The sequence below is a fragment of the Pseudomonas sp. IT-P218 genome (assembly GCF_949767605.1).
GTDB classification, from domain to species: Bacteria; Pseudomonadota; Gammaproteobacteria; order Pseudomonadales; family Pseudomonadaceae; genus Aquipseudomonas; species Aquipseudomonas putida_AE.
Genome location: NZ_CATKQQ010000077.1, coordinates 35,055 through 56,912, shown reverse-complemented (window position 1 = coordinate 56,912; position 21,858 = coordinate 35,055). Strand labels below are relative to the sequence as shown.

At 59.4% G+C, this 21,858-nt stretch carries 23 protein-coding genes and 1 pseudogene; 20 read left to right on the top strand and 4 right to left on the bottom strand.

What is annotated here, in order from left to right:
• Positions 1 to 28 precede the first annotated feature (28 nt).
• From ACM6I6_RS26510 to ACM6I6_RS26480, 7 genes are all read left to right on the top strand, one after another.
• On the top strand, positions 29 to 598 hold the full coding sequence (locus ACM6I6_RS26510) for an electron transport complex protein RnfA (protein WP_414920925.1): 570 nt from the start codon (positions 29 to 31) through the stop codon (positions 596 to 598).
• Entirely contained in the window at positions 595 to 1,605 is a 1,011-nt protein-coding gene (rsxB, locus tag ACM6I6_RS26505) for an electron transport complex subunit RsxB (RefSeq protein ID WP_406592747.1), read from the top strand. The genes ACM6I6_RS26510 and rsxB overlap by 4 nt, the downstream gene beginning before the upstream one ends.
• A complete protein-coding gene (locus tag ACM6I6_RS26500) occupies positions 1,592 to 2,578 on the top strand; it encodes an RnfABCDGE type electron transport complex subunit D (RefSeq protein ID WP_414920924.1) in 987 nt (328 codons plus the stop codon). The genes rsxB and ACM6I6_RS26500 overlap by 14 nt, the downstream gene beginning before the upstream one ends.
• On the top strand, positions 2,575 to 3,186 hold the full coding sequence (locus ACM6I6_RS26495; RefSeq protein WP_414920923.1) for an RnfABCDGE type electron transport complex subunit G: 612 nt from the start codon (positions 2,575 to 2,577) through the stop codon (positions 3,184 to 3,186). The genes ACM6I6_RS26500 and ACM6I6_RS26495 overlap by 4 nt, the downstream gene beginning before the upstream one ends.
• Complete coding sequence (locus ACM6I6_RS26490) at positions 3,179 to 3,766, top strand: Rnf-Nqr domain containing protein (protein WP_414920922.1); 588 nt, start codon at positions 3,179 to 3,181, stop codon at positions 3,764 to 3,766. Before ACM6I6_RS26495 ends, ACM6I6_RS26490 begins: the two co-directional genes overlap by 8 nt.
• Positions 3,767 to 3,791: 25 nt before the next feature.
• Positions 3,792 to 4,430 (top strand): endonuclease III, encoded by a 639-nt coding sequence (nth, locus tag ACM6I6_RS26485; RefSeq protein ID WP_274074225.1) that lies wholly within the window; start codon positions 3,792 to 3,794, stop codon positions 4,428 to 4,430.
• A 106-nt stretch (positions 4,431 to 4,536) separates the two neighbouring features.
• Positions 4,537 to 4,716 carry a PA3496 family putative envelope integrity protein gene (locus ACM6I6_RS26480; protein ID WP_046819033.1) on the top strand — a complete coding sequence of 60 codons (180 nt, stop codon included), beginning with the start codon at positions 4,537 to 4,539 and terminating at the stop codon, positions 4,714 to 4,716.
• A gap of 90 nt (positions 4,717 to 4,806) precedes the next feature.
• Here ACM6I6_RS26480 and ACM6I6_RS26475 read toward each other — a convergent pair whose 3' ends face one another.
• The gene (locus ACM6I6_RS26475) at positions 4,807 to 5,433 is read right to left on the bottom strand and encodes a response regulator transcription factor (protein ID WP_008057539.1); all 627 of its coding nucleotides are present in this window, start codon (positions 5,431 to 5,433) and stop codon (positions 4,807 to 4,809) included.
• 516 nt (positions 5,434 to 5,949) lie between these two features.
• On the opposite strand from ACM6I6_RS26475, the pseudogene ACM6I6_RS26470 reads away from it, so the two are divergent.
• A pseudogene (locus ACM6I6_RS26470) lies at positions 5,950 to 6,723 on the top strand (hypothetical protein).
• Positions 6,724 to 6,793: 70 nt separating this feature from the next.
• Here ACM6I6_RS26470 and ACM6I6_RS26465 read toward each other — a convergent pair.
• On the bottom strand, positions 6,794 to 8,011 hold the full coding sequence (locus ACM6I6_RS26465; protein WP_020799894.1) for an argininosuccinate synthase: 1,218 nt from the start codon (positions 8,009 to 8,011) through the stop codon (positions 6,794 to 6,796).
• A 128-nt stretch (positions 8,012 to 8,139) separates the two neighbouring features.
• The gene (locus ACM6I6_RS26460) at positions 8,140 to 9,045 is read right to left on the bottom strand and encodes a flagellar protein MotY (protein WP_414920921.1); all 906 of its coding nucleotides are present in this window, start codon (positions 9,043 to 9,045) and stop codon (positions 8,140 to 8,142) included.
• A gap of 159 nt (positions 9,046 to 9,204) precedes the next feature.
• Here ACM6I6_RS26460 and pyrC point away from each other — a divergent pair, with 159 nt between their 5' ends.
• Together pyrC and rnt are read left to right on the top strand one after the other, a co-directional pair.
• The gene (gene pyrC, locus ACM6I6_RS26455; protein WP_414920920.1) at positions 9,205 to 10,251 is read left to right on the top strand and encodes a dihydroorotase; all 1,047 of its coding nucleotides are present in this window, start codon (positions 9,205 to 9,207) and stop codon (positions 10,249 to 10,251) included.
• Positions 10,248 to 10,925, top strand: coding sequence for a ribonuclease T (gene rnt / locus ACM6I6_RS26450; protein ID WP_274074222.1), 678 nt, complete (start codon positions 10,248 to 10,250; stop codon positions 10,923 to 10,925). The genes pyrC and rnt overlap by 4 nt, the downstream gene beginning before the upstream one ends.
• A gap of 150 nt (positions 10,926 to 11,075) precedes the next feature.
• Here rnt and ACM6I6_RS26445 read toward each other — a convergent pair whose 3' ends face one another.
• Entirely contained in the window at positions 11,076 to 11,678 is a 603-nt protein-coding gene (locus ACM6I6_RS26445) for a peroxiredoxin (RefSeq protein WP_008057532.1), read from the bottom strand.
• A 305-nt stretch (positions 11,679 to 11,983) separates the two neighbouring features.
• Between ACM6I6_RS26445 and ACM6I6_RS26440 the strand changes: the two genes are divergently transcribed.
• From ACM6I6_RS26440 to ACM6I6_RS26395, 10 genes are all read left to right on the top strand, one after another.
• The gene (locus ACM6I6_RS26440; protein WP_008057530.1) at positions 11,984 to 12,202 is read left to right on the top strand and encodes a bacterioferritin-associated ferredoxin; all 219 of its coding nucleotides are present in this window, start codon (positions 11,984 to 11,986) and stop codon (positions 12,200 to 12,202) included.
• A 198-nt stretch (positions 12,203 to 12,400) separates the two neighbouring features.
• Positions 12,401 to 12,877, top strand: a complete 477-nt coding sequence (bfr, locus tag ACM6I6_RS26435; RefSeq protein ID WP_274074221.1) for a bacterioferritin — start codon at positions 12,401 to 12,403, stop codon at positions 12,875 to 12,877.
• Between the two features lie 200 nt (positions 12,878 to 13,077).
• Positions 13,078 to 13,980 (top strand): chemotaxis protein CheV, encoded by a 903-nt coding sequence (locus ACM6I6_RS26430; protein ID WP_274074220.1) that lies wholly within the window; start codon positions 13,078 to 13,080, stop codon positions 13,978 to 13,980.
• Positions 13,981 to 14,007: 27 nt separating this feature from the next.
• Positions 14,008 to 14,466 (top strand): GNAT family N-acetyltransferase, encoded by a 459-nt coding sequence (locus tag ACM6I6_RS26425; RefSeq protein WP_414920980.1) that lies wholly within the window; start codon positions 14,008 to 14,010, stop codon positions 14,464 to 14,466.
• A gap of 87 nt (positions 14,467 to 14,553) precedes the next feature.
• On the top strand, positions 14,554 to 14,868 hold the full coding sequence (locus ACM6I6_RS26420) for a hypothetical protein (RefSeq protein WP_323606939.1): 315 nt from the start codon (positions 14,554 to 14,556) through the stop codon (positions 14,866 to 14,868).
• Positions 14,869 to 14,973: 105 nt separating this feature from the next.
• Positions 14,974 to 16,134 carry an efflux RND transporter periplasmic adaptor subunit gene (locus ACM6I6_RS26415; RefSeq protein WP_414920919.1) on the top strand — a complete coding sequence of 387 codons (1,161 nt, stop codon included), beginning with the start codon at positions 14,974 to 14,976 and terminating at the stop codon, positions 16,132 to 16,134.
• On the top strand, positions 16,131 to 19,244 hold the full coding sequence (locus ACM6I6_RS26410) for a multidrug efflux RND transporter permease subunit (RefSeq protein WP_323628752.1): 3,114 nt from the start codon (positions 16,131 to 16,133) through the stop codon (positions 19,242 to 19,244). The genes ACM6I6_RS26415 and ACM6I6_RS26410 overlap by 4 nt, the downstream gene beginning before the upstream one ends.
• Positions 19,245 to 19,253: 9 nt before the next feature.
• Positions 19,254 to 19,931 carry a heavy metal response regulator transcription factor gene (locus tag ACM6I6_RS26405; RefSeq protein WP_414920918.1) on the top strand — a complete coding sequence of 226 codons (678 nt, stop codon included), beginning with the start codon at positions 19,254 to 19,256 and terminating at the stop codon, positions 19,929 to 19,931.
• Positions 19,921 to 21,285: a heavy metal sensor histidine kinase gene (locus ACM6I6_RS26400; RefSeq protein ID WP_414920917.1), complete on the top strand. Its 1,365-nt coding sequence runs from the start codon at positions 19,921 to 19,923 to the stop codon at positions 21,283 to 21,285. Before ACM6I6_RS26405 ends, ACM6I6_RS26400 begins: the two co-directional genes overlap by 11 nt.
• A gap of 272 nt (positions 21,286 to 21,557) precedes the next feature.
• Complete coding sequence (locus tag ACM6I6_RS26395) at positions 21,558 to 21,779, top strand: hypothetical protein (protein ID WP_323627047.1); 222 nt, start codon at positions 21,558 to 21,560, stop codon at positions 21,777 to 21,779.
• Positions 21,780 to 21,858 lie beyond the last annotated feature (79 nt).

Sequence of the window (21,858 nt, the reverse complement as noted above, 5' to 3'; positions counted from 1 at the left end):
GGTTATCGAGCAACGGATACGGACGATCATGACCGAAACCCTGCTTACGCTTATCGGCACTGCCCTGCTCAACAACTTCGTGTTGCACTGGCCGCTGGGTGTCGAGCCGCTGCTGGCCAGCGAACGTCGCCAGGTCCATGCCTTGGGCATCGCCACGACCTGCCTGATGCTGATTACCGGGGTGCTCGGCTATGCGCTCTATCACTGGTTGCTGGTGCCGCTGGAGATGACGGCGCTGCGCCTGTTTGTGTTTCTGCCATTGAGCGTGCTGCTGATCGGCCCGTTGTTGCAGCTGCTGGCACGGGTGTTTTCGACATTGTCCTTCGAAGGCCTCTGGCCTTTGCTGCTGTGTAATGCCGGGGTGCTCGGCGTGGCATTGCTCAACGCCCGGGAGGACATGGGATTTTTTCACGCCACAGCCTTGAGCCTCGGTGCCGGGCTGGGCTTCTGGCTGGTACTGAGCCTGTTCAACGACCTGCGCCAGCGCACACTTGATAACGATGTGCCCCTGCCCTTTCGCGGCCTGCCGATCGACCTGGTCGGTGCCGGCCTGATTGCAGTGGCCTTTCTCGGATTCAGCGGACTGATCAAAACATGAGTCTGATTCAACGCATCGACGCCCTCTTGCCGCAGACCCAGTGCGGCAAGTGTGGCCATCCCGGATGCAAGCCGTACGCCACCGGCATTGCCAACGGCGAGCCGATCAACAAGTGCCCGCCCGGCGGCAGTGAAACCATCCACGCCCTGGCCGAACTGTTGCACGTACCGGTGCTGGAGCTGGACGTCAGTCGCGGCTCGGCCCCGGCGCAGATTGCCTATATCCGTGAGGCCGAATGCATTGGTTGCACGAAATGCATTCAGGCCTGCCCAGTGGACGCCATCGTCGGCGCGGCCAAGTTGATGCACACGGTCATCATCGACGAATGCACCGGGTGCGACCTTTGCGTGGCGCCTTGCCCGGTGGACTGCATCGAAATGCATCCGCTGCCATTGAACAGCGTGCTGCCGATTGTCGGTGGCCTGGCTTTCAGCCTGGAGGAGCAACGGGCACGCGCCGCCAAGCGCGATCATGCGCGGCGCCGTTTCGAGCAGCGCAACGCCCGCTTGCAGCGTGAAGAACAACAAAAAACTGCCGAGCGCGAGGCCCGTGCGCAACGGGTCGTCCAGCCCAGCGAAACGATCCTCGACCCGGTACAGGCAGCCCTGGAACGCGTCCGCGCGCAAAAGGCGGCGAATGCCGATGCGGCCCTGAAAAAAGCCAAGATCGACCTGGCGATGAGCCGGGCGCAGTTGAACAAGTCGCTCAAGGCCTTCGGTCATCCGCCGACCTTCGAACAGCAATCGCAGTTGATTGTCCTGCAACAGCAGTTCGAAGCCGCTGAGCAGGCTTTGGCCCAACTGGAACGCAGTGCGCCACCTACCCCGCCCCCCGTCGCGGCTCCGGCGCAGGACGCCGAGCTGAAACGCGCAAAAATTCAGCTGGCCATGCGCCGCGCCGAACTGAAGAAAGCCCAGGCCAGCGCAGCACCCGCCGAACAAATCGAAGCCCTTGAGCGGGCCCTGAGCGAAGCCGAACGCCAGGTGGATGCCCATGCCGCCCCTTGAACCGATCGACGAGCGCCTGCAACAGGCGATGAAACTGGTTCTGCTGGCGACGTTGCCAGGGATGCTGGCGTTATTCTGGTTCTACGGCTGGGGGGTGTTGCTCAACCTGATACTGGCAGGCGTCAGTGCGCTGGGCGCGGAAGCGGCGGTACTGCGCTTGCGCCGGCGTGCGCTCAAGCCGACCTTGAGCGACGGCAGCGCCCTGGTCAGTGCCACGCTACTGGCCCTGGCCTTGCCGCCCTACTGTCCCTGGTGGCTGACGATCAGTGCTGCCGCGCTGGCCATGGTGTTCGGCAAGCACCTGTATGGCGGGGTCGGCAGCAATCCGTTCAATCCGGCGATGCTCGGTTTCGCCTTGGTGATGGTGACGTTTCCGCAACAGATGACCCAATGGCCTGCCTCCCAGGGCATGGACCTGTGGGGTGGTGTGCAGCAAGTATTCGGTGTCGGCCAAAGCCCGGACGCCTGGGTCCGGGCCACGGCACTGGACAGCCTGCGGATCAACAAGAGCCTGACCATGGACGAACTCTTCTCGGCCAATCCGGCCTTTGGGCGTTTCGGCGGTCGCGGTGTGGAATGGGTAAGCCTGGCCTACCTCGCCGGTGGCGCGTTTTTGCTGCAACGCCGAGTGTTCAGCTGGCACGCGCCGGTCGGCATGCTCGCCAGCCTGTTCGTCATCAGCCTGTTGTGCTGGAACGGTTCGGGCTCAGACTCCCATGGTTCGCCGCTGTTTCATCTGCTCACCGGCGCCAGCATGCTGGGCGCATTCTTCATCGTCACTGAACCGGTATCCGGCGCCAAAAGCCCCGGGGCGCGACTGCTGTTTGGTGCAGGAGTCGGGTTGCTGACCTATCTGATTCGCACCTGGGGCGGTTACCCGGACGGCGTGGCCTTTGCCGTGCTGCTGATGAACCTCTGTGTACCGGCGCTGGAGCGGCTGGTCGCGGCCAGGCAGGAGCGGATCGCACCATGAGCCGAGCGTCGAGCGCCGCCATCCTCGCGTTACTGACCGCCCTCGGAGCAGGCCTGACCTATCTCGCGCAACACAGCAGCGCACCACGGATTGCGGCTGAGCAGCGCCTGATCGACAGTCGTTATCTGCTCGACCTGCTACCGCCCGACAGCTACGACAACCAGCCGCTGGACCAACCGCTCAAGCTCGACAACACCGCGCTGGGCAACAGCACGCTGCTGACGGGTTATCGGGCGACCAAGGCCGGCCGAGCCTATGCCGTGCTTTTACGCAGCCAGACCCCGGGCTACGCGGGCGCCATCGATTTGCTGATCGCCATCGATCTCGACGGCAGACTGCTGGGGGTCAAAACCCTCAAGCAAACGGAAACCCCGGGGCTCGGCGCACGAATCGCCGACTGGCCCAATACCTGGCTTGCAGCCTTTTCCGGCAGGTCGCGAATCGATCCGGGCGACAATGGTTGGGCCTTGAAAAAGGACCAGGGGCAGTTCGACCAGATTGCGGGAGCGACCATCACCTCAAGAGCGGTGATCAATGCCACCCATGACGCCTTGCGTTATTTCGATGAGCACCGGCACTCACTGCTTGGGAGCCCCTCCGATGAGTAATCCGTTGCGGCTGCAGAAAACCTTGATGCTCGTGCCGCTGATTGGCGCCACCGACTCACTGGTGAATGCCCTGGGCCTGTGGTTGCTGTTCATTGTCGTGATCAGTGGGTTCGGCCTGTGCATGAACGCCTTGCGATCGCGCCTGCTCCCGGCAACCCACTTGTCGGCCAGCGTGCTGCTTGCCGCAACGCTGACCAGTTGCGCAGAACTCGGCGCGCAGGTCTGGTCGCTGCAATGGCACCAGCATGCCGGGATCTATACCGGCTTGATCGCCTTGCAATGTGTCGTACTGGAGCGCTCCGATTTCTTCCAGAGCCCCTGGCGAGAGCGCTGGCGTCTGTGCGGCCTGTTCGGCGCATCGATGGTGGCTATGGGCCTGCTGCGTGAACTCATCGGTTACGGGACACTGGGCAACCACCTACCCTGGCTGGCTGCTGTAACACACGCGGATTGGCCGGGCTGGGTACTGACCGCTGACGGTGGCCTGCGCCTGGCCACGCTGGCCCCCGGAGGTTTCATACTGCTGGGATTGCTGATCGCCGCCTGGCAAGCCTGGCACCGCCCGACACGCTCAAACTGACTGCCTTCGAGGAAACGCTTCGCCCATGAATGCCGCAAAACGTCTGGAAATTTTCCGCAGGCTGCATGAAGACAATCCAGAACCGAAGACCGAACTGGCCTATTCCTCAGCCTTTGAATTGCTGATTGCGGTGATTCTTTCCGCGCAATCGACCGATGTCGGCGTGAACAAGGCCACGGCAAAACTGTTTCCGGTTGCCAATACTCCGGCGACGATTCATGCCTTGGGGGTCGAAGGATTGTCGGAATACATCAAGACCATCGGCCTGTACAACAGCAAGGCAAAAAACGTGATCGAGACCTGCCGCCTGCTGGTTGAGCGTCATGCAGGCGAAGTGCCGCAAACCCGTGAGGAACTCGAGGCGTTGCCTGGCGTTGGCCGCAAGACCGCCAACGTGGTGCTCAATACTGCATTCCGCCAGTTGACGATGGCCGTGGACACTCACATTTTTCGGGTCAGCAACCGCACCGGCATTGCGCCCGGCAAGAATGTGGTTGAGGTCGAGCATAAATTGATGAAATTTGTGCCAAAGCAGTACCTGCTCGACTCCCATCACTGGCTGATCCTTCACGGACGTTATGTTTGCCTGGCCCGCAAACCTCGCTGCGGCAGTTGCCGGATCGAAGACTTGTGCGAATACAAGCACAAGACCTCGGACGATTGAGCCGCTATTGGGTTTATCAATATATCGATTGAAAAAATCTTTTTTACCCGTCGCAGGATTGTCGATATAAGGAGCCCCAAAGGCCTTCTTCGCCTGGAGTAACTAAATGAGCACTGGCAAAGAGCAATTGGATGTAGATGACGACTTCACCCCCGTAGAGGCTGATGATGCCGAGCCGGTGGTTGAAGTAGCGAAAACCAACCTGAGCAAGCGCCGGACCATCGACAATCTGCTGGAGGAGCGCCGACTGCAAAAGCAATTGGCCGATTACGATTTTGACTTGTAAAACCTAAAAGCCTCCCGAAACGGAGGCTTTTTACCAAGTGCCGAACCGCGATCAACGCTCGCCTGGTGTACTCCGTCAGAGGCAGGCTCATCATGCCAGACCATTACGCTGGGCCAGTTCAATCAGATCGACCAGGGAGCGCGCATTGAGCTTTAACAGTAGTCGGGTCTTGTAGGTACTGACGGTCTTGTTGCTGAGAAACATCCCATCAGCAATCTCTTTGTTAGTCTTGCCCCGGGCCAACTGCTGTAGCACCATCATTTCCCGCCCAGAAAGACGATCCACCATATCGGCTTCACTGGCGTTGCCAAGACTGGCACGCACAGTGTGCAAGGCCTGATTTGGAAAGTAACTGTAGCCTGACAATACCGCCTTTATTGCACTGAGCAACTCCGTGAGATCCTGTTGTTTACAAACATATCCGGCGGCTCCCGACTGCATGCAGCGCATGGAAAAATGCCCAGGTGACTGGGACGTCAATATCAGCACTTTCATCGGCATCGCAGCCGAGGTCAGTCGTGCAATGACTTCCAGTCCATCGAGTTTAGGTATTCCTATATCCAGGATGACAATGTCCGGCATGTATTCACGGGCTAGTTGTAATGCATCCACACCATTATCTGTTTCTGCAATGACTTCGTAGCCATGACGCTCCATCAGCATTCGTACCGCAAGACGAATGACGGGGTGATCATCCACAATCAGCACTTTATTCATGGGCAAGTCCAATTTCGCTGTTCGAATTTTTAGAGCCCGCACAATAGCCTAGTCGTTTCCCCCCTGGCATGTCGCCTCCCCCAACCACTTGCACCGAGAGACATTCCCTACAAAATTCACAGATTTTTCCTACAAAAAATCGAGCAAATCGTTAGGCAGAAAACTTTTTTTGAAGTCTTGACTTTCCAATTGCGATTACTTTTTTGTATCGACCTGCAACGAAAAAATGAGCGGAGTTTTATTTTCAGACAGCGATCAGACATGTGCCGCCCTACCCAACCGCGCAAAGGTAATTGGGATAATCCAATATCCACACTAACTCCAGAAATATCACACACAACTTATCCACTCGTTCTTACAGCAAAAATCACCCCATCATCGATTATAAGAAAACCGTAAACAAGAAAACGCCTACCCGACATCAAATAAATTAAAAAACAGAAACCATGGATGCCCAACATGCGTTAGATGGATTAAATTCAAACCAATCAAGCAATAGCTATCGAGGAATTTAAAATGGACAGGATTAAAAAAAGAATAAACAACCCCATGACAGTGATTGCGATATTCGCAACACTGTCTGAAACATCAGCTGCGATTTCACTGCCCTTTCTTGATGATGATGATAGAGACATCTACGTCTGGTTCCTGATCAGCTTTCCTTTTTATCTGCTGTTGCTATTCTTTGTCACTCTCAACTTCAACTATCGATCGCTTTACGCCCCCTCCGACTTTGAGAAGGGAAAACACTTCATAAAAGTCATGGACGGTCTCGAGCAATCCTAGAACAAGAAGACTCGAAAGTCCCCGACCAGGGCATCGGGTACTGGCGACCAATCCACTCGCCGCCCATCGAAAGCACAAGACCCACCTTCAGCAACAGTTTCTGCCAAAGCCCTTTCGGCGCATCACCACGTACGTCTACCCGAACGATTGAAGGACCTGTATGTGATTGATGCACGCAGGATGACAGGCCAGGCCGAGTTCAGCCATTTGTTGGAGAGCATCCAGATCGAACCGGGAAAGGCTGCACGTGCAGTGGTGTTCCTCACCTGTACCGAGTCGGATTCAAAACTGAGGGAAAGCGCTGCCGCTCCTTCAAAACACGTGAAGAAACATTGCCGCACAACGTTCTGTGCTGCCTACAATTTAAATTCACAGGGTTTGACGGTCATTGACCAACATTTGCCCATCGACGCACGGCAACCCGAAGCGTTTGACGATCGATCAGAAGGGAATGATGAGAGGAGTCATAGCAAGGCGGGAAAGAACACTGATACGGGCAGGTAGCAACTCCCCCCCCTTTTAAATGTGCGGCCCTGTCGACGACCGGGCCACACATTCCATTGCGTCAAAGGTTTCAGAAAAGCTTGCGACCTTTGTTCGCCGCGATGCGCATGCGCAAGGCGTTGAGCTTGATGAAGCCCGCTGCGTCGGCCTGGTTGTAGGCGCCGCCATCTTCTTCGAAAGTCGCAATGTTGGCGTCGAACAACGACTCGTCTGACTTGCGACCGGTGACGATCACGTTGCCCTTGTACAGCTTCAGGCGCACAACGCCATTCACGTGAGCCTGGGACGCATCGATCATCTGTTGCAGCATCAGACGCTCAGGGCTCCACCAGTAACCGGTGTAGATCAGGCTGGCGTACTTGGGCATCAACTCGTCTTTAAGGTGAGCCACTTCGCGGTCCAGGGTGATCGATTCGATCGCACGGTGGGCGCGCAGCATGATGGTACCGCCAGGAGTTTCGTAGCAGCCACGGGACTTCATGCCCACGTAACGGTTCTCGACGATGTCCAGACGGCCGATACCGTGTTCGCCACCGATACGGTTCAGAGTCGCCAGCACGGTGGCCGGGGTCATTTCGACGCCGTCCAGCGCGACGATGTCGCCATTGCGGTAGGTCAGTTCCAGGTACTGCGGCTTGTCGGGTGCCTTCTCCGGGGAGACGGTCCAGCGCCACATGTCTTCTTCGTGCTCGGTCCAGGTGTCTTCCAGCACGCCACCTTCATAGGAGATGTGCAGCAGGTTGGCATCCATCGAGTACGGGGATTTCTTCTTTCCGTGACGCTCGATCGGGATCGCGTGCTTTTCAGCGTAATCCATCAGCTTTTCACGGGACAGCAGGTCCCATTCGCGCCACGGAGCGATCACTTTCACACCTGGCTTCAAGGCGTAGGCGCCCAGTTCGAAACGAACCTGGTCGTTACCCTTGCCGGTGGCGCCGTGGGAAATGGCGTCAGCACCGGTTTCGTTGGCGATTTCGATCAGGCGTTTGGCGATCAACGGGCGAGCGATGGAAGTACCCAGCAGGTACTCGCCTTCGTAAACGGTGTTGGCGCGGAACATCGGGAAAACGAAATCGCGCACGAACTCTTCGCGCAAGTCGTCGATGTAGATCTCTTTCACGCCCATGGCTTGAGCCTTGGCACGTGCAGGTTCGACCTCTTCGCCCTGACCCAGGTCAGCGGTGAAGGTCACCACTTCACAGTTATAAGTATCCTGCAGCCACTTGAGGATCACCGAAGTGTCCAGGCCGCCGGAATACGCCAGAACGACCTTGTTTACGTCCGCCATGCCATCACTCCACGGGGTTCTACGGAAAGCCGTCAAGTCTACCGCCCGCGCAAGATAATTTACAGTGGCGCGACAGCTTATGACGACGAAGCGACAGATTATGTCGAGAGCGCGACGATGACCAAGGGTCAGGAAGTCGCCGAAGCGGCCGGCTTCGTCGCTTGCGGGGCTACCTGCTCCGCGGGGGCTCCGCGCTCCAGGCGTATCGCTACCCGGCGGTTTTTCGCGCGGTTGGCGTTGCTGATGTTGGGGGCCAGGGGATAACGCTCGCCATGGAAACGCAGGGTGATTTGCGATTCCTGGACGCCATTGGCCTTGAAGAAGTCCATCACCGCCAGCGCCCGACGCCGTGACAGGTCACGGTTAGTCAGGCGGTTGCCGCTGTTATCGGAGTGGCCGTCAAGCTCGATGCGATTGACCGTCGGATCGGCTTTCATGTACTCCAGCATGACTTGCAGCCTGGCCTTGGCGGCCGCATCCAGATCGACACCGCCACCGGGAAAGCCAATCTGGGATTGCTTGACCTGATCGAAGTTCTGCGGCAGCAACTTGGCCACGCAGCCCTGATACTCGGCAAATGCCTTGGTGAACCGGACCGGCAACAAGCGCACCTCCGACACCCGGCCATCGCCCGAGGAATTTCGAACCACAGGACTGCGTCCGTCGATCAGGCCGCTGATCAAGCGTGCGGCCTGGGCCTGGGAGCTGTTGAAGAGGATGTTGCCGCTGCCGATTCTTACCGTGCCCAGGTTGATATCACCGCGTCCCGGCTGCCAGGGTGCAGCGGCCGCCAGCAAGGTGGCAGAACCACCGCCCATCATTGCGTTGTAGGCATTCAAACGAAACGTCGCCTGTTCCCCGGCGCGCCGCACGAATTCACCCGAGCCGAAATCGGTGATCGGCTGAGTCAGCCGGCATTCGAATTTGTCGCCTTCGACCGTCCACTCGATGCTCTCCAGGCGAGTCTGGAAAGTGAGTGCCATCGCGGGAAGGCTGGCAAACACGCTGAGCAAGGCTAAATAACGCTGGCGCACGGGAGGCTCCACTGGCTTCTACGACAAAAAGACCGACACACAGATGTTCACGGCATACCTGTTGGATATCGGAAGCTTCCCGTAAAACTTGATAGCGAGTGCCTGCAAGAGTCTTTTCCGGTAGCATTCCCCTCAGTTTGACCCGCCTGGAATCCCCTCATGTCCGACCGCCTGACCCTGCTGCGTCCCGACGACTGGCATATTCATCTTCGCGATGATGCCGTGTTGACCAATACCGTCGCGGATGTCGCGCGCACCTTTGGCCGCGCCATCATCATGCCCAACCTGGTACCACCAGTGCGCAATGCGGCTGAAGCCGACGGCTATCGCCAGCGGATTCTCGCTGCTCGCCCGGCCGGCAGCCCGTTTGAACCGCTGATGGTGCTGTACCTCACCGACCGCACCCAGCCTGAAGAAATTCGCGAGGCCAAGGCCAGCGGTTTCGTTCACGCCGCCAAGCTGTACCCGGCCGGCGCGACCACCAACTCGGACTCGGGCGTCACCAGCATCGACAAGATCTTCCCGGCCCTGGAGGCCATGGCCGAAGTCGGGATGCCTTTGTTGATCCACGGTGAAGTCACCCGCGGCGATGTCGACGTCTTCGACCGCGAAAAAATCTTCATCGATGAGCACATGCGCCGTGTGGTCGAGCGTTTCCCGACCCTCAAGGTGGTGTTCGAACACATCACCACCGCTGACGCCGTGCAGTTCGTCAACTCGGCTTCGGCCAACGTTGGCGCGACCATCACCGCGCATCACTTGCTGTACAACCGCAACCACATGCTGGTGGGCGGGATTCGGCCGCACTTCTACTGCCTGCCGATCCTCAAGCGAAATACCCACCAGGAAGCCCTGCTCGACGCCGCCACCAGCGGCAGCGAAAAGTTCTTCCTCGGCACCGACTCGGCGCCCCACGCCCAGCACGCCAAGGAAGCCGCCTGTGGCTGCGCCGGTTGCTACACCGCTTATGCCGCGATCGAGATGTACGCCGAAGCCTTCGAACAGCGCAACGCGCTGGACAAGCTCGAAGCCTTCGCCAGCCTCAACGGCCCGCGTTTCTATGGCCTGCCGGCAAACACCGATCGCATCACCCTGGTCCGCGAAGAATGGACCGCCCCGACCAGCTTGCCGTTTGGCGAGCTGACCGTTATCCCGCTGCGCGCCGGTGAAAAACTGCGCTGGCGCCTGCTGGAGGAACACGCGTGAGTGAAGACCATTTCGACGACGAACAGGAAGGTCAAGGCGGTGGCGGCGGTTCCCGTCACCCAATGGCCGCCAGGTTCCGTGGCTACCTGCCGGTTGTCGTCGACGTAGAAACCGGTGGTTTCAACTCGGCCACCGACGCCTTGCTGGAAATCGCCGCGACCACCATCGCCATGGATGAAAAGGGTTTTGTGTACCCGGATCACACCTACTTCTTCCGGGTCGAGCCGTTTGAAGGTGCGAACATCGAAGCGGCCGCCCTGGAGTTCACCGGGATCAAGCTCGATCACCCGCTGCGCATGGCCGTGAGCGAAGAGTCGGCGCTGAACGATATCTTCCGCGGCGTGCGCAAGGCGCTGAAGGCCAACGGTTGCAAACGGGCGATCCTGGTTGGGCACAACAGCAGTTTCGACCTGGGCTTCCTCAATGCCGCGGTCGCACGCCTGGACATGAAACGCAATCCGTTCCATCCATTCTCCAGTTTCGATACCGCGACGCTCGCCGGCCTGGCCTATGGTCAAACCGTGCTGGCCAAGGCCTGCCAGGCTGCCGATATCGACTTCGACGGGCGCGAGGCGCACTCGGCCCGCTACGACACCGAGAAGACTGCCGAGCTGTTCTGCGGCATCGTCAATCGCTGGAAACAAATGGGCGGCTGGGAAGACTTCGGCGATTGATTCGTTTGTAGGAGCTGGCTTGTCGGGTCGCAGCGATGGCGGCATAACGGCTACCATCGCATCGCCAGCAAGCCGGCTCCTACAGGGTTCCAGACATTTTTCGCGCATAAAAAAACCGGCCCTGAGGCCGGTTTTTTTGTACCTGGTGCCTTACAACGCAGCAGCGTGCTCGGTCAGGTAAGCCGCAACGCCTTCTGGCGAAGCGTTCATGCCTTTGTCGCCTTTTTTCCAGTTGGCAGGGCAAACTTCGCCGTGCTCTTCGTGGAATTGCAGGGCGTCGACCAGACGCAGCAGCTCTTCCATGTTACGGCCCAGCGGCAGGTCGTTGATGATCTGCGAACGGACAACGCCTTTGTCGTCGATCAGGAACGCGCCACGGAAAGCAACGCCGTCAGCGGACTGAACGTCGTAGGCCTTCATGATTTCCTGCTTGATGTCGGCAGCCATGGTGTAACGCACTGCGCCGATACCACCATCGTTTACCGGGGTGTTGCGCCATGCGTTGTGGGTGAAGTGCGAGTCGATCGACACAGCGACCACTTCAACGTTGCGTGCCTTGAATTCGGACATGCGGTTGTCCAGAGCGATCAGCTCCGACGGGCAAACGAAGGTGAAGTCCAGTGGGTAGAAGAACACCAGGCCGTATTTGCCTTTGATGGCCGACGACAGGGTGAAGCTGTCCACGATTTCGCCATTGCCGAGTACGGCCGGTACGGTGAAGTCAGGGGCTTGTTTGCCTACGAGTACGCTCATTGGATATCTCCTGGTGTAGAAGCGTTAAGAACAAGGTTTGCGTCAGCCTGCCACCCTCAGGCGACAGCCCTGTGACACGAACCCGTTTCGAAAAGACCGGCCATCATACACTGCGTTTTTGACCTGTCCGTAACGGTTTCTCCCCTGGGCGTAAAAAAGGACGAAGGGTATTTCGGTTGACGGCGCGTCGCTGGTCAACCGTTCGTCAGGCCTGTCAAAAACCCTTCTCAAAGCACTTTGACAATCATTCTCGTTAACATTAAGATCCATCGCATTCGAGACATAAACAGCGACGGTTTTCACTTATGTATGTTTGCCTCTGCACTGGCGTCACCGACGGCCAAATCCGCGATGCGATCTATGAAGGATGCTGCAGCTACAAGGAAGTGCGCCAGGCCACCGGCGTTGCCAGTCAATGCGGCAAATGTGCCTGCCTGGCCAAGGAAGTGGTCCGCGAGACCCTGACCAAATTGCAAACGGCCCAGGCGGCGATCCCTTTTCCTGTTGAATTTACCGCCGCATAAATAACCGATTTCAAAGAACCGGACTCATGTCCGGTTTTTTTATGCCTGAAAATCAATTGCTTAGGCTCTAGACGCGGAACACAAACATTCTTATTCCGATTAATTTTCATTTATTATTCAATAACTTAGGTTTGACACTCTTAGTTGTGCGGCTCAAACTCTGCCTTATAGACAGCTAATACAGGGCAGGACCCCATCATGAAAGGCGACGTTACAGTCATCCAGCATCTCAACAAGATCCTTGCCAATGAGCTGGTCGCGATCAATCAATACTTCCTGCATGCACGCATGTACGAAGATTGGGGCCTGAACAAGCTCGGCAAGCACGAGTACCACGAATCCATCGACGAGATGAAGCACGCGGACAAGCTGATCAAGCGCATCCTGTTCCTTGAAGGCCTGCCGAACGTCCAGGACCTGGGCAAGCTGCAGATCGGCGAGCACACCGAGGAAATGATCCAGTGTGACCTGCGTATCGAGAAGACCGGCCATGCCGACCTGAAAGCGGCGATCGCGCATTGCGAAACAGTCGGCGACTTCGGTAGCCGTGACCTGCTTGAAGATATCCTCGAGTCCGAAGAAGAACATATCGACTGGCTGGAAACCCAACTGGGTCTTATCGACAAGATCGGTATCGAGAACTACCTGCAATCGCAGATGGGCGACGACGAGTAAGTTCTACTGCGCCAGTCTTGATGCAAAACAAAGCCCCGCGCTCTTTTAAAGAGACGGGGCTTTTTTGTTTCAGTTTGCAAGGGTCTGCACAGCCCTGGGGATTTTTCCTAAAGCCTGCCCCCGACAAGTCGATAACCTGACATCGAAAGCTGTGGCTGATCCACTGATCGCCTCACCACCTTTTTCCACAGAAGGTTTTTATGTCCTCCACCAAAGCCCGCGCAGATTCACTTTCGCTTCTGCTGTTTACCTTGCGCAGTGGCAAGCTGATGGCGATCAACCTGCTCAAAGTCAGTGAAATCATCCCTTGCCCGCCACTGACCAAACTCCCCGAAGCGCATCCCCACGTCAAAGGCATCGCCACCCTGCGCGGCACTTCATTGTCGGTGATCGATCTCAGCCGTGCCATCGGTGAGCGCCCGCTGGCAGATCCTGATGGTGGGTGCCTGATCGTCACGGACGTCAGCCGCTCCAAGCAAGGTTTGCATGTACAGGCGGTGAGCAAGATCGTGCACTGCCTGACCACCGACATCCGTCCTCCCCCCTTCGGCTCTGGCGGTTCGCGCTCGTACATCACCGGCGTCACCTCGGTGGACGGCACTCTGGTGCAGGTGCTGGACATCGAAAAGGTCATCCATGGCATCGCCCCGGTGCCCATCGACATGGCGCCGACCGAGCTCAGCATGGAAGATGCCGAGACCCTGGGCAGCGCGCGCATCCTGGTGGTCGATGACAGTCAGGTCGCGCTGCAGCAATCGGTGCACACCTTGCGCAACCTGGGCCTGCAATGCCACACGGCGCGCAGTGCCAAGGAAGCCATCGACTGCCTGCTGGACCTGCAAGGCACCGCCGAGCAGATCAACCTGATCGTCTCCGATATCGAAATGTCCGAAATGGACGGCTACGCCTTCACCCGCACCCTGCGTGAAACCCCGGACTTCGCGCACCTCTACGTGCTGCTGCATACGTCCCTGGACAGTGCGATGAACAGCGAAAAGGCGCGGCTTGCGGGCGCGAATGCGGTGCTGACCAAGTTCTCTTCGCCGGAGCTGACCAAGTGCCTGATCGACGCGGCCAAGGCTGTGGCCGAACAAGGTCATTGAGTCTTGGACGAGCAATTCTGCTTTCTCATGCGCCGCTGTCTCGCTGAAGCCGTGCCCGCCATCACCTGGCCCCCGGGAATCGTCCTGACCGGGTATCGTCCCGAACTTGCAGCAGAAGTTCATCGCTTGATGGCACAGGGTCACGCGCAAGGCGGTGGCCGCGTCCCGGGCCTGGACGTATGGCAACAGCGATTTGAAACCGATCCTGAGTATGATCCGACACTGTGTTTCATCGCTCTGGATGCCCAGGGTATCGTGGGCGTCTGTCAGTGCTGGACCAGCGCCTACATCAAGAGTCTGGTGGTGCATCCACGGGCTCAAGGCCGCGGCTTGGGGCGAGCCTTGCTGCTCAATGCCTTCACCGAATTTCAACGGCGGCGCGAAGGCTACGTCGACCTGAAAGTGCTGGAAGGCAACCTTCGCGCACAGCGGTTGTATGAAAGCGCCGGGATGTATGTGGTGCGCCGGGAACCGGTTCCGGTCTGACCCGTCCCTCGCCGAGCCGCGCGTTCGCCCCCCAAGCCTTCAGGCATACTCACACCTTGGCCAACCCCGCCCAAGGATCCCTGAACCATGAAAGCTGTCACCCTGACCTTCGCCTGCCTCACTGCCCTCGCCACCCAGGCCCACGCCTCCAGCCCCGAGGCCTGGGCCGCCTTCGACAAGGCCGTGCTCGCCAGTTGCACCAAGGCCAGCGGTCTGGCGAACGCCAAACCCGTCGGCAACGCCGCACAATTCGATGATCGGGTCGGCTACACCGCCCTGCTGCTGCAAGGCCAGTACCCGCAAAAGCACATGAAAGGCCAGCAAGGTACCGAACTGTGCCTCTACAACAAGAAAAGCAAAACGGCTTACGTGACCGAGTGGGACTCCGTACGTGCAAACTGACACCGCTGTCAGTTAACAGTCACTTTCCTGACCGGGTCACGGGGCTATAACGTAGAAAGACAAAGCTGCGAACACTTCCATTTCCCGACCCGGCGCCCCTCTCGCATGCGAACCCAGAAAAAATCCGTTCTTCTAGCAGCCTTTCTGATCGTGCTGGTGGCGCTGGGCGCGTGGTACCTGATGAAACCGTCCACGGTTAAAGTCGCCGCACCGACCGCCATCCCGGTGCGCGCGGTCAACGTGGTGGAAAAAGACGTGCCGCGCTACGTCACCGGCATCGGCTCGGTGCTGTCGCTGCACAGCGTGGTGGTCCGACCGCAGATCGACGGCATCCTCACCAGGATCCTGGTCAAGGAAGGCCAAGTGGTGAGCAAAGGCGACCTGCTGGCCACCATCGACGACCGATCGATCCGCGCCAGCCTGGACCAGGCCAGGGCGCAACTGGGCGAAAGCCAGGCGCAACTGCAAGTGGCCCAGGTCAACCTCAAGCGCTACAAGCTATTGAGCGTTGACGACGGTGTGTCCAAACAGACCTACGACCAGCAACAAGCGTTGGTCAACCAGCTCAAGGCCACCGTCCAGGGCAACCAGGCGTCGATTGACGCGGCCCAGGTGCAGTTGTCCTACACGCAGATTCGCTCCCCGGTCAGTGGCCGTGTCGGTATTCGCACAGTGGACGAAGGCAACTTCCTGCGCATGACTGACGCCTCAGGACTGTTTACGGTGACCCAGATCGACCCGATCGCCGTGGAGTTCTCCCTGCCGCAGCAAATGCTGCCGACCCTGCAAGGCCTGATCAGCGACCCGGAACGGGCCAGGGTCAAGGCCTACATCGGTGCCGACACCGACGGCGAAACCGGCAACCTGCTGGGCGAAGGCCGCCTGACCCTGATCGACAACCAGATCAACGCCAATACCGGCACCATCCGCGCCAAGGCCGAATTCAGCAACGCCGGACAAAAACTCTGGCCCGGCCTGTTGGTGACGGTAAAGATTCAGACAGCGCTGGATAAGGATGCGCTGGTGGTACCTCCCACCGTCGTACAGCGTGGCCTCGATCAGCACTTCGTCTACCGGGTAAACGGCACCAAGGTTGAAACCGTGCCCGTGCAGATGGTTTACCAGGGCAGCGGCCAGAGCATCATCAAGGGGGTGAAACCGGGTGACGTGCTGGTCAGCGACGGTCAATCGCGGCTCAAGCCCGGCGCCACCGTGCAAGTGCTGACCGAGCCGCCGCAGGTCGTGCAATCGGAGGCGGCGCCATGAAAGGCCACGGCTCGATATCCGCCTGGTGCATCGACCACCCGGTGGCCACGATCCTGCTGACATTTGCCCTGGTGCTGCTGGGGGTCATCGCGTTTCCGCGCCTGCCTATCGCGCCGCTGCCGGAGGCGGAATTTCCGACAATCCAGGTGGCCGCCCAGTTGCCTGGTGCCAGCCCGGAAACCATGGCGTCATCCGTGGCCACGCCCCTTGAAGTGCAGTTCAGCGCCATTCCCGGCGTGACGCAAATGACCTCGAGCAGCGCCCTGGGCTCGACCAACCTGACCCTGCAATTCACCCTCGACAAAAGCATCGACACCGCGGCCCAGGAAGTCCAGGCCGCCATCAACACCGCGGCAGGCAAACTGCCCAAGGATATGCCGAACCTGCCGACCTGGCGCAAGGTCAACCCGGCCGACAGCCCTGTGCTGATCCTCAGCGTCAACTCGTCGCTGATGCCTGGCCCTGAACTCAGCGACCTGACGGAAACCCTGTTGTCCCGCCAACTCAGTCAGGTCGACGGCGTCGGCCAGGTGTCCATCACCGGGCAGCAGCGCCCGGCGATCCGGGTCCAGGTGTCCGCCGACAAACTCGCCGCCATCGGCCTGACCCTGGCAGACATTCGCCTGGCGATCCAGCAGACCAGCCTCAACCTGGCCAAAGGCGCGCTGTACGGCGAATCGAGCATCTCGACGCTTTCGACCAACGATCAACTGTTCCACCCCGACGAATACAGCCAGTTGATCGTTTCCTACAAGGACGGGGCACCGGTTCACCTCAAGGATGTGGCGAAAGTCGTCAACGGTTCGGAAGATGCCTACGTCCAGGCGTGGGCGGGCTCGCAACCTGGCGTCAACCTGGTGATCTTCCGCCAGCCAGGCGCCAACATCGTCGAGACCGTGGATCGTATTCAGGCCGCACTGCCGGCGTTGCAGGCGATGTTGCCGGCCTCGGTGCAGGTCAAGGTGCTGATCGACCGCACCCAGACCATCCGCGCTTCGCTGCATGAGGTGGAAATCACCTTGATGATCGCCGTGCTGCTGGTGGTGGCGGTGATGGCGCTGTTCCTGCGCCAACTGTCTGCCACCCTGATCGTGTCGGCAGTGCTCGGTGTGTCGCTGATTGCCAGCTTTGCGCTGATGTACGTCATGGGTTTCAGCCTGAACAACCTGACGCTGGTGGCGATCGTGGTGGCCGTGGGCTTTGTGGTGGACGATGCGATCGTGGTGGTGGAGAACATCCACCGCCATCTGGAGGCCGGTGACGGCATGCGCGAGGCGGCGATCAAGGGCGCCGGCGAGATCGGATTTACCGTGGTGTCGATCAGCTTCTCGCTGGTGGCGGCGTTCATTCCGTTACTGTTCATGGGGGGTGTGGTCGGACGCCTGTTCAAGGAGTTCGCCCTGACCGCCACCTCGACCATCATGATTTCGGTGGTGGTGTCCCTGACGTTGGCGCCCACCTTGGCAGCGCTGTTCATGCGCGCGCCCGTGCACCACGCCCACGACAAACCGGGCTTCGGCGAGCGCCTGCTGGCGTGGTACGAAAAAGGCCTGCGCCGTGCCCTCGCCCACCAGAAATTGATGATTGGCGTGTTCGGTCTGTCGCTGGTGTTGGCGGTCGCCGGATACATCTTTATTCCTAAAGGCTTCTTCCCGATCCAGGACACAGGCTTCGTTCTCGGTACCACCGAAGCAGCTGCGGATATTTCCTACGGCGACATGGTAAAAAAACACCTGGCGATGGCCGAAATCGTCTCCGCCGATCCTGCGGTTCAAGCATTCTCTCACTCGGTCGGCGTCTCGGGCAGCAACCAGACCATCGCCAACGGCCGTTTCTGGATCGCCCTGAAAAAACGCGGCGACCGTGATGTGTCAGCCAGCGAGTTCATCGACCGGATTCGCCCGCAATTGATGAAAGTACCGGGCATCGTCCTGTACCTGCGTGCCGGGCAAGACATCAACCTCAGCTCCGGCCCGAGCCGGGCCCAGTACCAGTACGTGCTCAAGAGCAACGACGGTGCTGTCCTGAGCACCTGGACCCAGCGCCTGACGGAAAAACTGCGCGGCAACCCGGCCTTCCGCGACATTTCCAACGACCTGCAACTGGGCGGCAGCATCACCCATATCACCATCGACCGCAGTGCCGCGGCACGCTTTGGCCTGACGGCCAGCGATGTGGATGAAGCGCTGTACGACGCCTTCGGCCAGCGCCAGATCAACGAGTTCCAGACCCAGATCAACCAGTACAACGTGATCCTGGAACTGGACACCCGGCAACGGGGCAAGGCCGAGAGCCTCAACTACTTCTACCTGCGCTCGCCCCTGAGTGGAGAAATGGTGCCGCTGTCGGCCCTGGCGAAATTCGACGCGCCAACGGTGGGGCCGCTGTCCATCGCCCATGACGGCATGTTCCCGGCCGCCAACCTGTCGTTCAACCTGGCACCCGGTGTGGCGTTGGGCGATGCGGTGATCATGCTCAATCAGGCCAAGGTAGACATCGGCATGCCTACCGCCATCAGCGGTAATTTCCAGGGCGCGGCCCAGGCGTTCCAGAGTTCGCTGGCCAGCCAGCCATGGTTGATTCTGGCGGCGCTGGTGGCGGTTTACATCATTCTCGGCGTGCTCTACGAGAGCTTCGTGCATCCACTGACCATCATCTCGACACTGCCCTCGGCCGGGCTGGGCGCGGTGATCATGCTGTGGATCTGCGGCCAGGACTTTTCGATCATGGCGCTGATCGGGCTGGTGCTGCTGATCGGCATCGTCAAGAAAAACGGCATCCTGATGATCGACTTCGCCCTCGAAGCGCAGCGCAACGGTGGTTTGTCGCCGGAAGAGGCGATCTTCAAGGCCTGTATCACGCGGTTCCGGCCGATCATCATGACCACCCTCGCCGCCCTGCTCGGCGCCCTGCCGCTGATGCTCGGCTACGGCACCGGCGCGGAACTGCGCCAGCCCCTGGGGATCGCCGTGGTCGGCGGCCTGCTGGTGAGCCAGGCACTGACGCTGTTCACCACCCCGGTCATATACTTGTGGCTGGAGCGTTTATTTCATAGGCAAACTCTCCCACCAGCAGCTTCGCCGGTACCGGCGTTGGCGACCACAGACTGAGGCGGGGTCATGCGCGTCCTGATTATCGAAGACGAAGAAAAAACCGCGGATTATCTGCACCGCGGCCTGACGGAACAGGGATACACCGTGGACCTGGCCCGCGACGGCGTGGAAGGCCTGCACCTGGCGCTGGAAAGCGACTACGCGGTGATCGTCCTCGACGTCATGCTGCCGGGCCTGGACGGATTCGGTGTGTTGCGCGCCCTGCGCGCGCGCAAGCAGACCCCGGTGATCATGCTCACCGCCCGCGAACGGGTCGAAGACCGCATCAAGGGCCTGCGCGACGGTGCCGACGATTACCTGGGCAAACCGTTTTCCTTCCTCGAACTGGTGGCCCGCCTGCAGGCGCTGACCCGACGCAGCGGTGGCCACGAACCGGTGCAAGTGAGCATCGCCGACCTGTGGATAGATCTGATCAGCCGCAAGGCCACCCGCTCCGGTACGCGCCTGGATCTGACCGCCAAGGAGTTCTCGCTGCTCAGTGTGCTGGCCCGGCGCCAGGGTGAAATCCTCTCGAAAACCGCCATCGCCGAAATGGTCTGGGACATCAATTTCGACAGCGACGCCAATGTCGTCGAGGTCGCGATCAAACGCCTGCGGGCCAAGCTCGACGGGCCGTTCGAAGAGAAACTGCTGCACACGATTCGTGGCATGGGTTATGTGCTGGAGAGCCGTGGTGTCCAGTAATTCGATTGCCCTGCGCCTGAGCGGGATGTTCACCCTGGTGGCGCTGCTGGTGTTCCTGTTGATCGGTTGGGCGTTGTACCAACAGGTCGACAAAGGCCTTGGCCTGCTGCCCGAAGCGGAACTCGATGCGCGCTACAGCGTGCTCGAATCCACTGTCGGCCGCTACGGCACGCCCGAGCATTGGGTGAAGATCAACAACAAGCTCAAGCTGCTCGGCGAAGAAGACAAACGCATCAGCTTCTGGATCATCAGCGGCGATCCGAACTTCGAATACGGCAATCCTACACCGAGCATCCGTGCCTTTGCCGCAGGGCCGCTGGGCATGCGCGACATGCAACTGGCGGATCGCCCCTACCCGTTGAAAGTGCTCGTCAGCCAATTCCCGGCCAAGGACCAGCGTCCACCCCTGCGCTTCATGATCGGCATCGATACCGAAACGTTTTTCCATACCCAGCACCAGTTGCTGATCGCCCTGGTCAGCCTGGCGGTGATTGGTGTGCTGATAGCCTCGGCGCTTGGCTACTGGGTGGCGCGGATCGGGCTCAAGCCGTTGATCAAACTGTCCCAGGAAGCCCAACGCCTGGCCCCGCCGTTGCGCTCAGGCCGCTTGCGCCTGTCATCGCTGCCTCCGGAACTGAATCAGTTCGTCGACTCGTTCAACTCGACGCTGGAGCGGGTCGAACAGGCCTACTCGCGACTGGAATCGTTCAACGCCGATGTCGCCCATGAACTGCGCTCGCCGCTGACCAACCTGATCGGCCAGACCCAGGTCGCCCTGACGCGCGGGCGCTCGGCAGAGCATTATTTCGAGGTGCTGCAATCGAACCTTGAAGAGCTCGAGCGACTGCGCTCGATCATCAACGACATGCTGTTCCTGGCCAGCGCCGACCAAGGCAGCAAGGCCACCAAACTGACGTCCACCTCGCTGGCGGAGGAAGTGGCCACGACTCTGGAATACCTGGATTTCATTCTCGAGGATGCCCAGGTACGGGTTCAGGTCAGCGGCGATGCCCTGGTGCGAATCGAGATCGCCCACCTGCGCCGGGCCTTGATCAACCTGCTCAACAACGCCGTGCAGCACACCAGTCCCGGACAAATCATCGAGGTACGGATCGAAGCCGGCGAGCACCAGGTCAGCATCGGCGTGGCGAACCCGGGCGTACCCATTTCCAGCGAGCACCTGCCGCGCCTGTTCGAGCGCTTCTACCGGGTCGATGCCTCACGCGCCAACAGCGGCAACAACCACGGGTTGGGGCTGGCCATCGTCAAGGCGATTGCCCTGATGCATGGCGGGGATGTGTTCGTGCGCAGTGACCATGGGATGAATACCTTTGGTATGCATTTGCCGGTCTGACGGCCGCAATGGATTCTGGCATGACAGAGGATTTGCGGGGTGTGTTGGATTTGTGCTGTGACACCGATCTGTAGGAGCCGGCTTGCTGGCGATGGCGTCGGTGGGATCGCCATCGCCAGCAAGCCGGCTCCTACAGTGAATCGGGTACAGCCACGAGCGATCTTTGCTCTTTGCGTAACAGTCCTTTCATGAATCCGCTCTTTTTCCTTTCTCCCAAGCCCCTTATCTTTGCCCGCACCAAACAGCACTTGCCAAGCAAGAAGGTTTAAAAGATGTCCAACAGTATGGGTATTGCCAGCGCTTTCGTTCTGTCTTCTCTGTTCCTGTCTCCGTTCGCCATGGCCGAAGAGTCGCAGGCCTTCGTCGCGCAAAATGCCGCCCGAGCCGCCGCTTACGAAGAGCACCAGATTGAGATGACCGCCAAAGCCCAGGAGGCCACCCAAGCCCCGCAAGCGTCGAGCATTCAGGCCAAGCAGGCTGAAAAAGACAGCTGATTTGCGCGCATCGCTCCAGTTTCCCTCGACACTTTCCATCGGCTCTTCCCAATGAAAAGTTGTCTTCAAAGCCGCTGCC

What these genes read in the sequence shown, in the direction of transcription:
- ACM6I6_RS26510 (WP_414920925.1), top strand. Translation starts at nt 29, where the DNA reads ATGACCGAAACCCTGCTTACGCTTATCGGCACTGCCCTGCTCAACAAC.
- rsxB (WP_406592747.1), top strand. Translation starts at nt 595, where the DNA reads ATGAGTCTGATTCAACGCATCGACGCCCTCTTGCCGCAGACCCAGTGC.
- ACM6I6_RS26500 (WP_414920924.1), top strand. Translation starts at nt 1,592, where the DNA reads ATGCCGCCCCTTGAACCGATCGACGAGCGCCTGCAACAGGCGATGAAA.
- ACM6I6_RS26495 (WP_414920923.1), top strand. Translation starts at nt 2,575, where the DNA reads ATGAGCCGAGCGTCGAGCGCCGCCATCCTCGCGTTACTGACCGCCCTC.
- ACM6I6_RS26490 (WP_414920922.1), top strand. Translation starts at nt 3,179, where the DNA reads ATGAGTAATCCGTTGCGGCTGCAGAAAACCTTGATGCTCGTGCCGCTG.
- nth (WP_274074225.1), top strand. Translation starts at nt 3,792, where the DNA reads ATGAATGCCGCAAAACGTCTGGAAATTTTCCGCAGGCTGCATGAAGAC.
- ACM6I6_RS26480 (WP_046819033.1), top strand. Translation starts at nt 4,537, where the DNA reads ATGAGCACTGGCAAAGAGCAATTGGATGTAGATGACGACTTCACCCCC.
- ACM6I6_RS26475 (WP_008057539.1), bottom strand. Translation starts at nt 5,433, where the DNA reads ATGAATAAAGTGCTGATTGTGGATGATCACCCCGTCATTCGTCTTGCG.
- ACM6I6_RS26465 (WP_020799894.1), bottom strand. Translation starts at nt 8,011, where the DNA reads ATGGCGGACGTAAACAAGGTCGTTCTGGCGTATTCCGGCGGCCTGGAC.
- pyrC (WP_414920920.1), top strand. Translation starts at nt 9,205, where the DNA reads ATGTCCGACCGCCTGACCCTGCTGCGTCCCGACGACTGGCATATTCAT.
- ACM6I6_RS26445 (WP_008057532.1), bottom strand. Translation starts at nt 11,678, where the DNA reads ATGAGCGTACTCGTAGGCAAACAAGCCCCTGACTTCACCGTACCGGCC.
- ACM6I6_RS26440 (WP_008057530.1), top strand. Translation starts at nt 11,984, where the DNA reads ATGTATGTTTGCCTCTGCACTGGCGTCACCGACGGCCAAATCCGCGAT.
- bfr (WP_274074221.1), top strand. Translation starts at nt 12,401, where the DNA reads ATGAAAGGCGACGTTACAGTCATCCAGCATCTCAACAAGATCCTTGCC.
- ACM6I6_RS26430 (WP_274074220.1), top strand. Translation starts at nt 13,078, where the DNA reads ATGTCCTCCACCAAAGCCCGCGCAGATTCACTTTCGCTTCTGCTGTTT.
- ACM6I6_RS26425 (WP_414920980.1), top strand. Translation starts at nt 14,008, where the DNA reads ATGCGCCGCTGTCTCGCTGAAGCCGTGCCCGCCATCACCTGGCCCCCG.
- ACM6I6_RS26420 (WP_323606939.1), top strand. Translation starts at nt 14,554, where the DNA reads ATGAAAGCTGTCACCCTGACCTTCGCCTGCCTCACTGCCCTCGCCACC.
- ACM6I6_RS26415 (WP_414920919.1), top strand. Translation starts at nt 14,974, where the DNA reads ATGCGAACCCAGAAAAAATCCGTTCTTCTAGCAGCCTTTCTGATCGTG.
- ACM6I6_RS26410 (WP_323628752.1), top strand. Translation starts at nt 16,131, where the DNA reads ATGAAAGGCCACGGCTCGATATCCGCCTGGTGCATCGACCACCCGGTG.
- ACM6I6_RS26405 (WP_414920918.1), top strand. Translation starts at nt 19,254, where the DNA reads ATGCGCGTCCTGATTATCGAAGACGAAGAAAAAACCGCGGATTATCTG.
- ACM6I6_RS26395 (WP_323627047.1), top strand. Translation starts at nt 21,558, where the DNA reads ATGTCCAACAGTATGGGTATTGCCAGCGCTTTCGTTCTGTCTTCTCTG.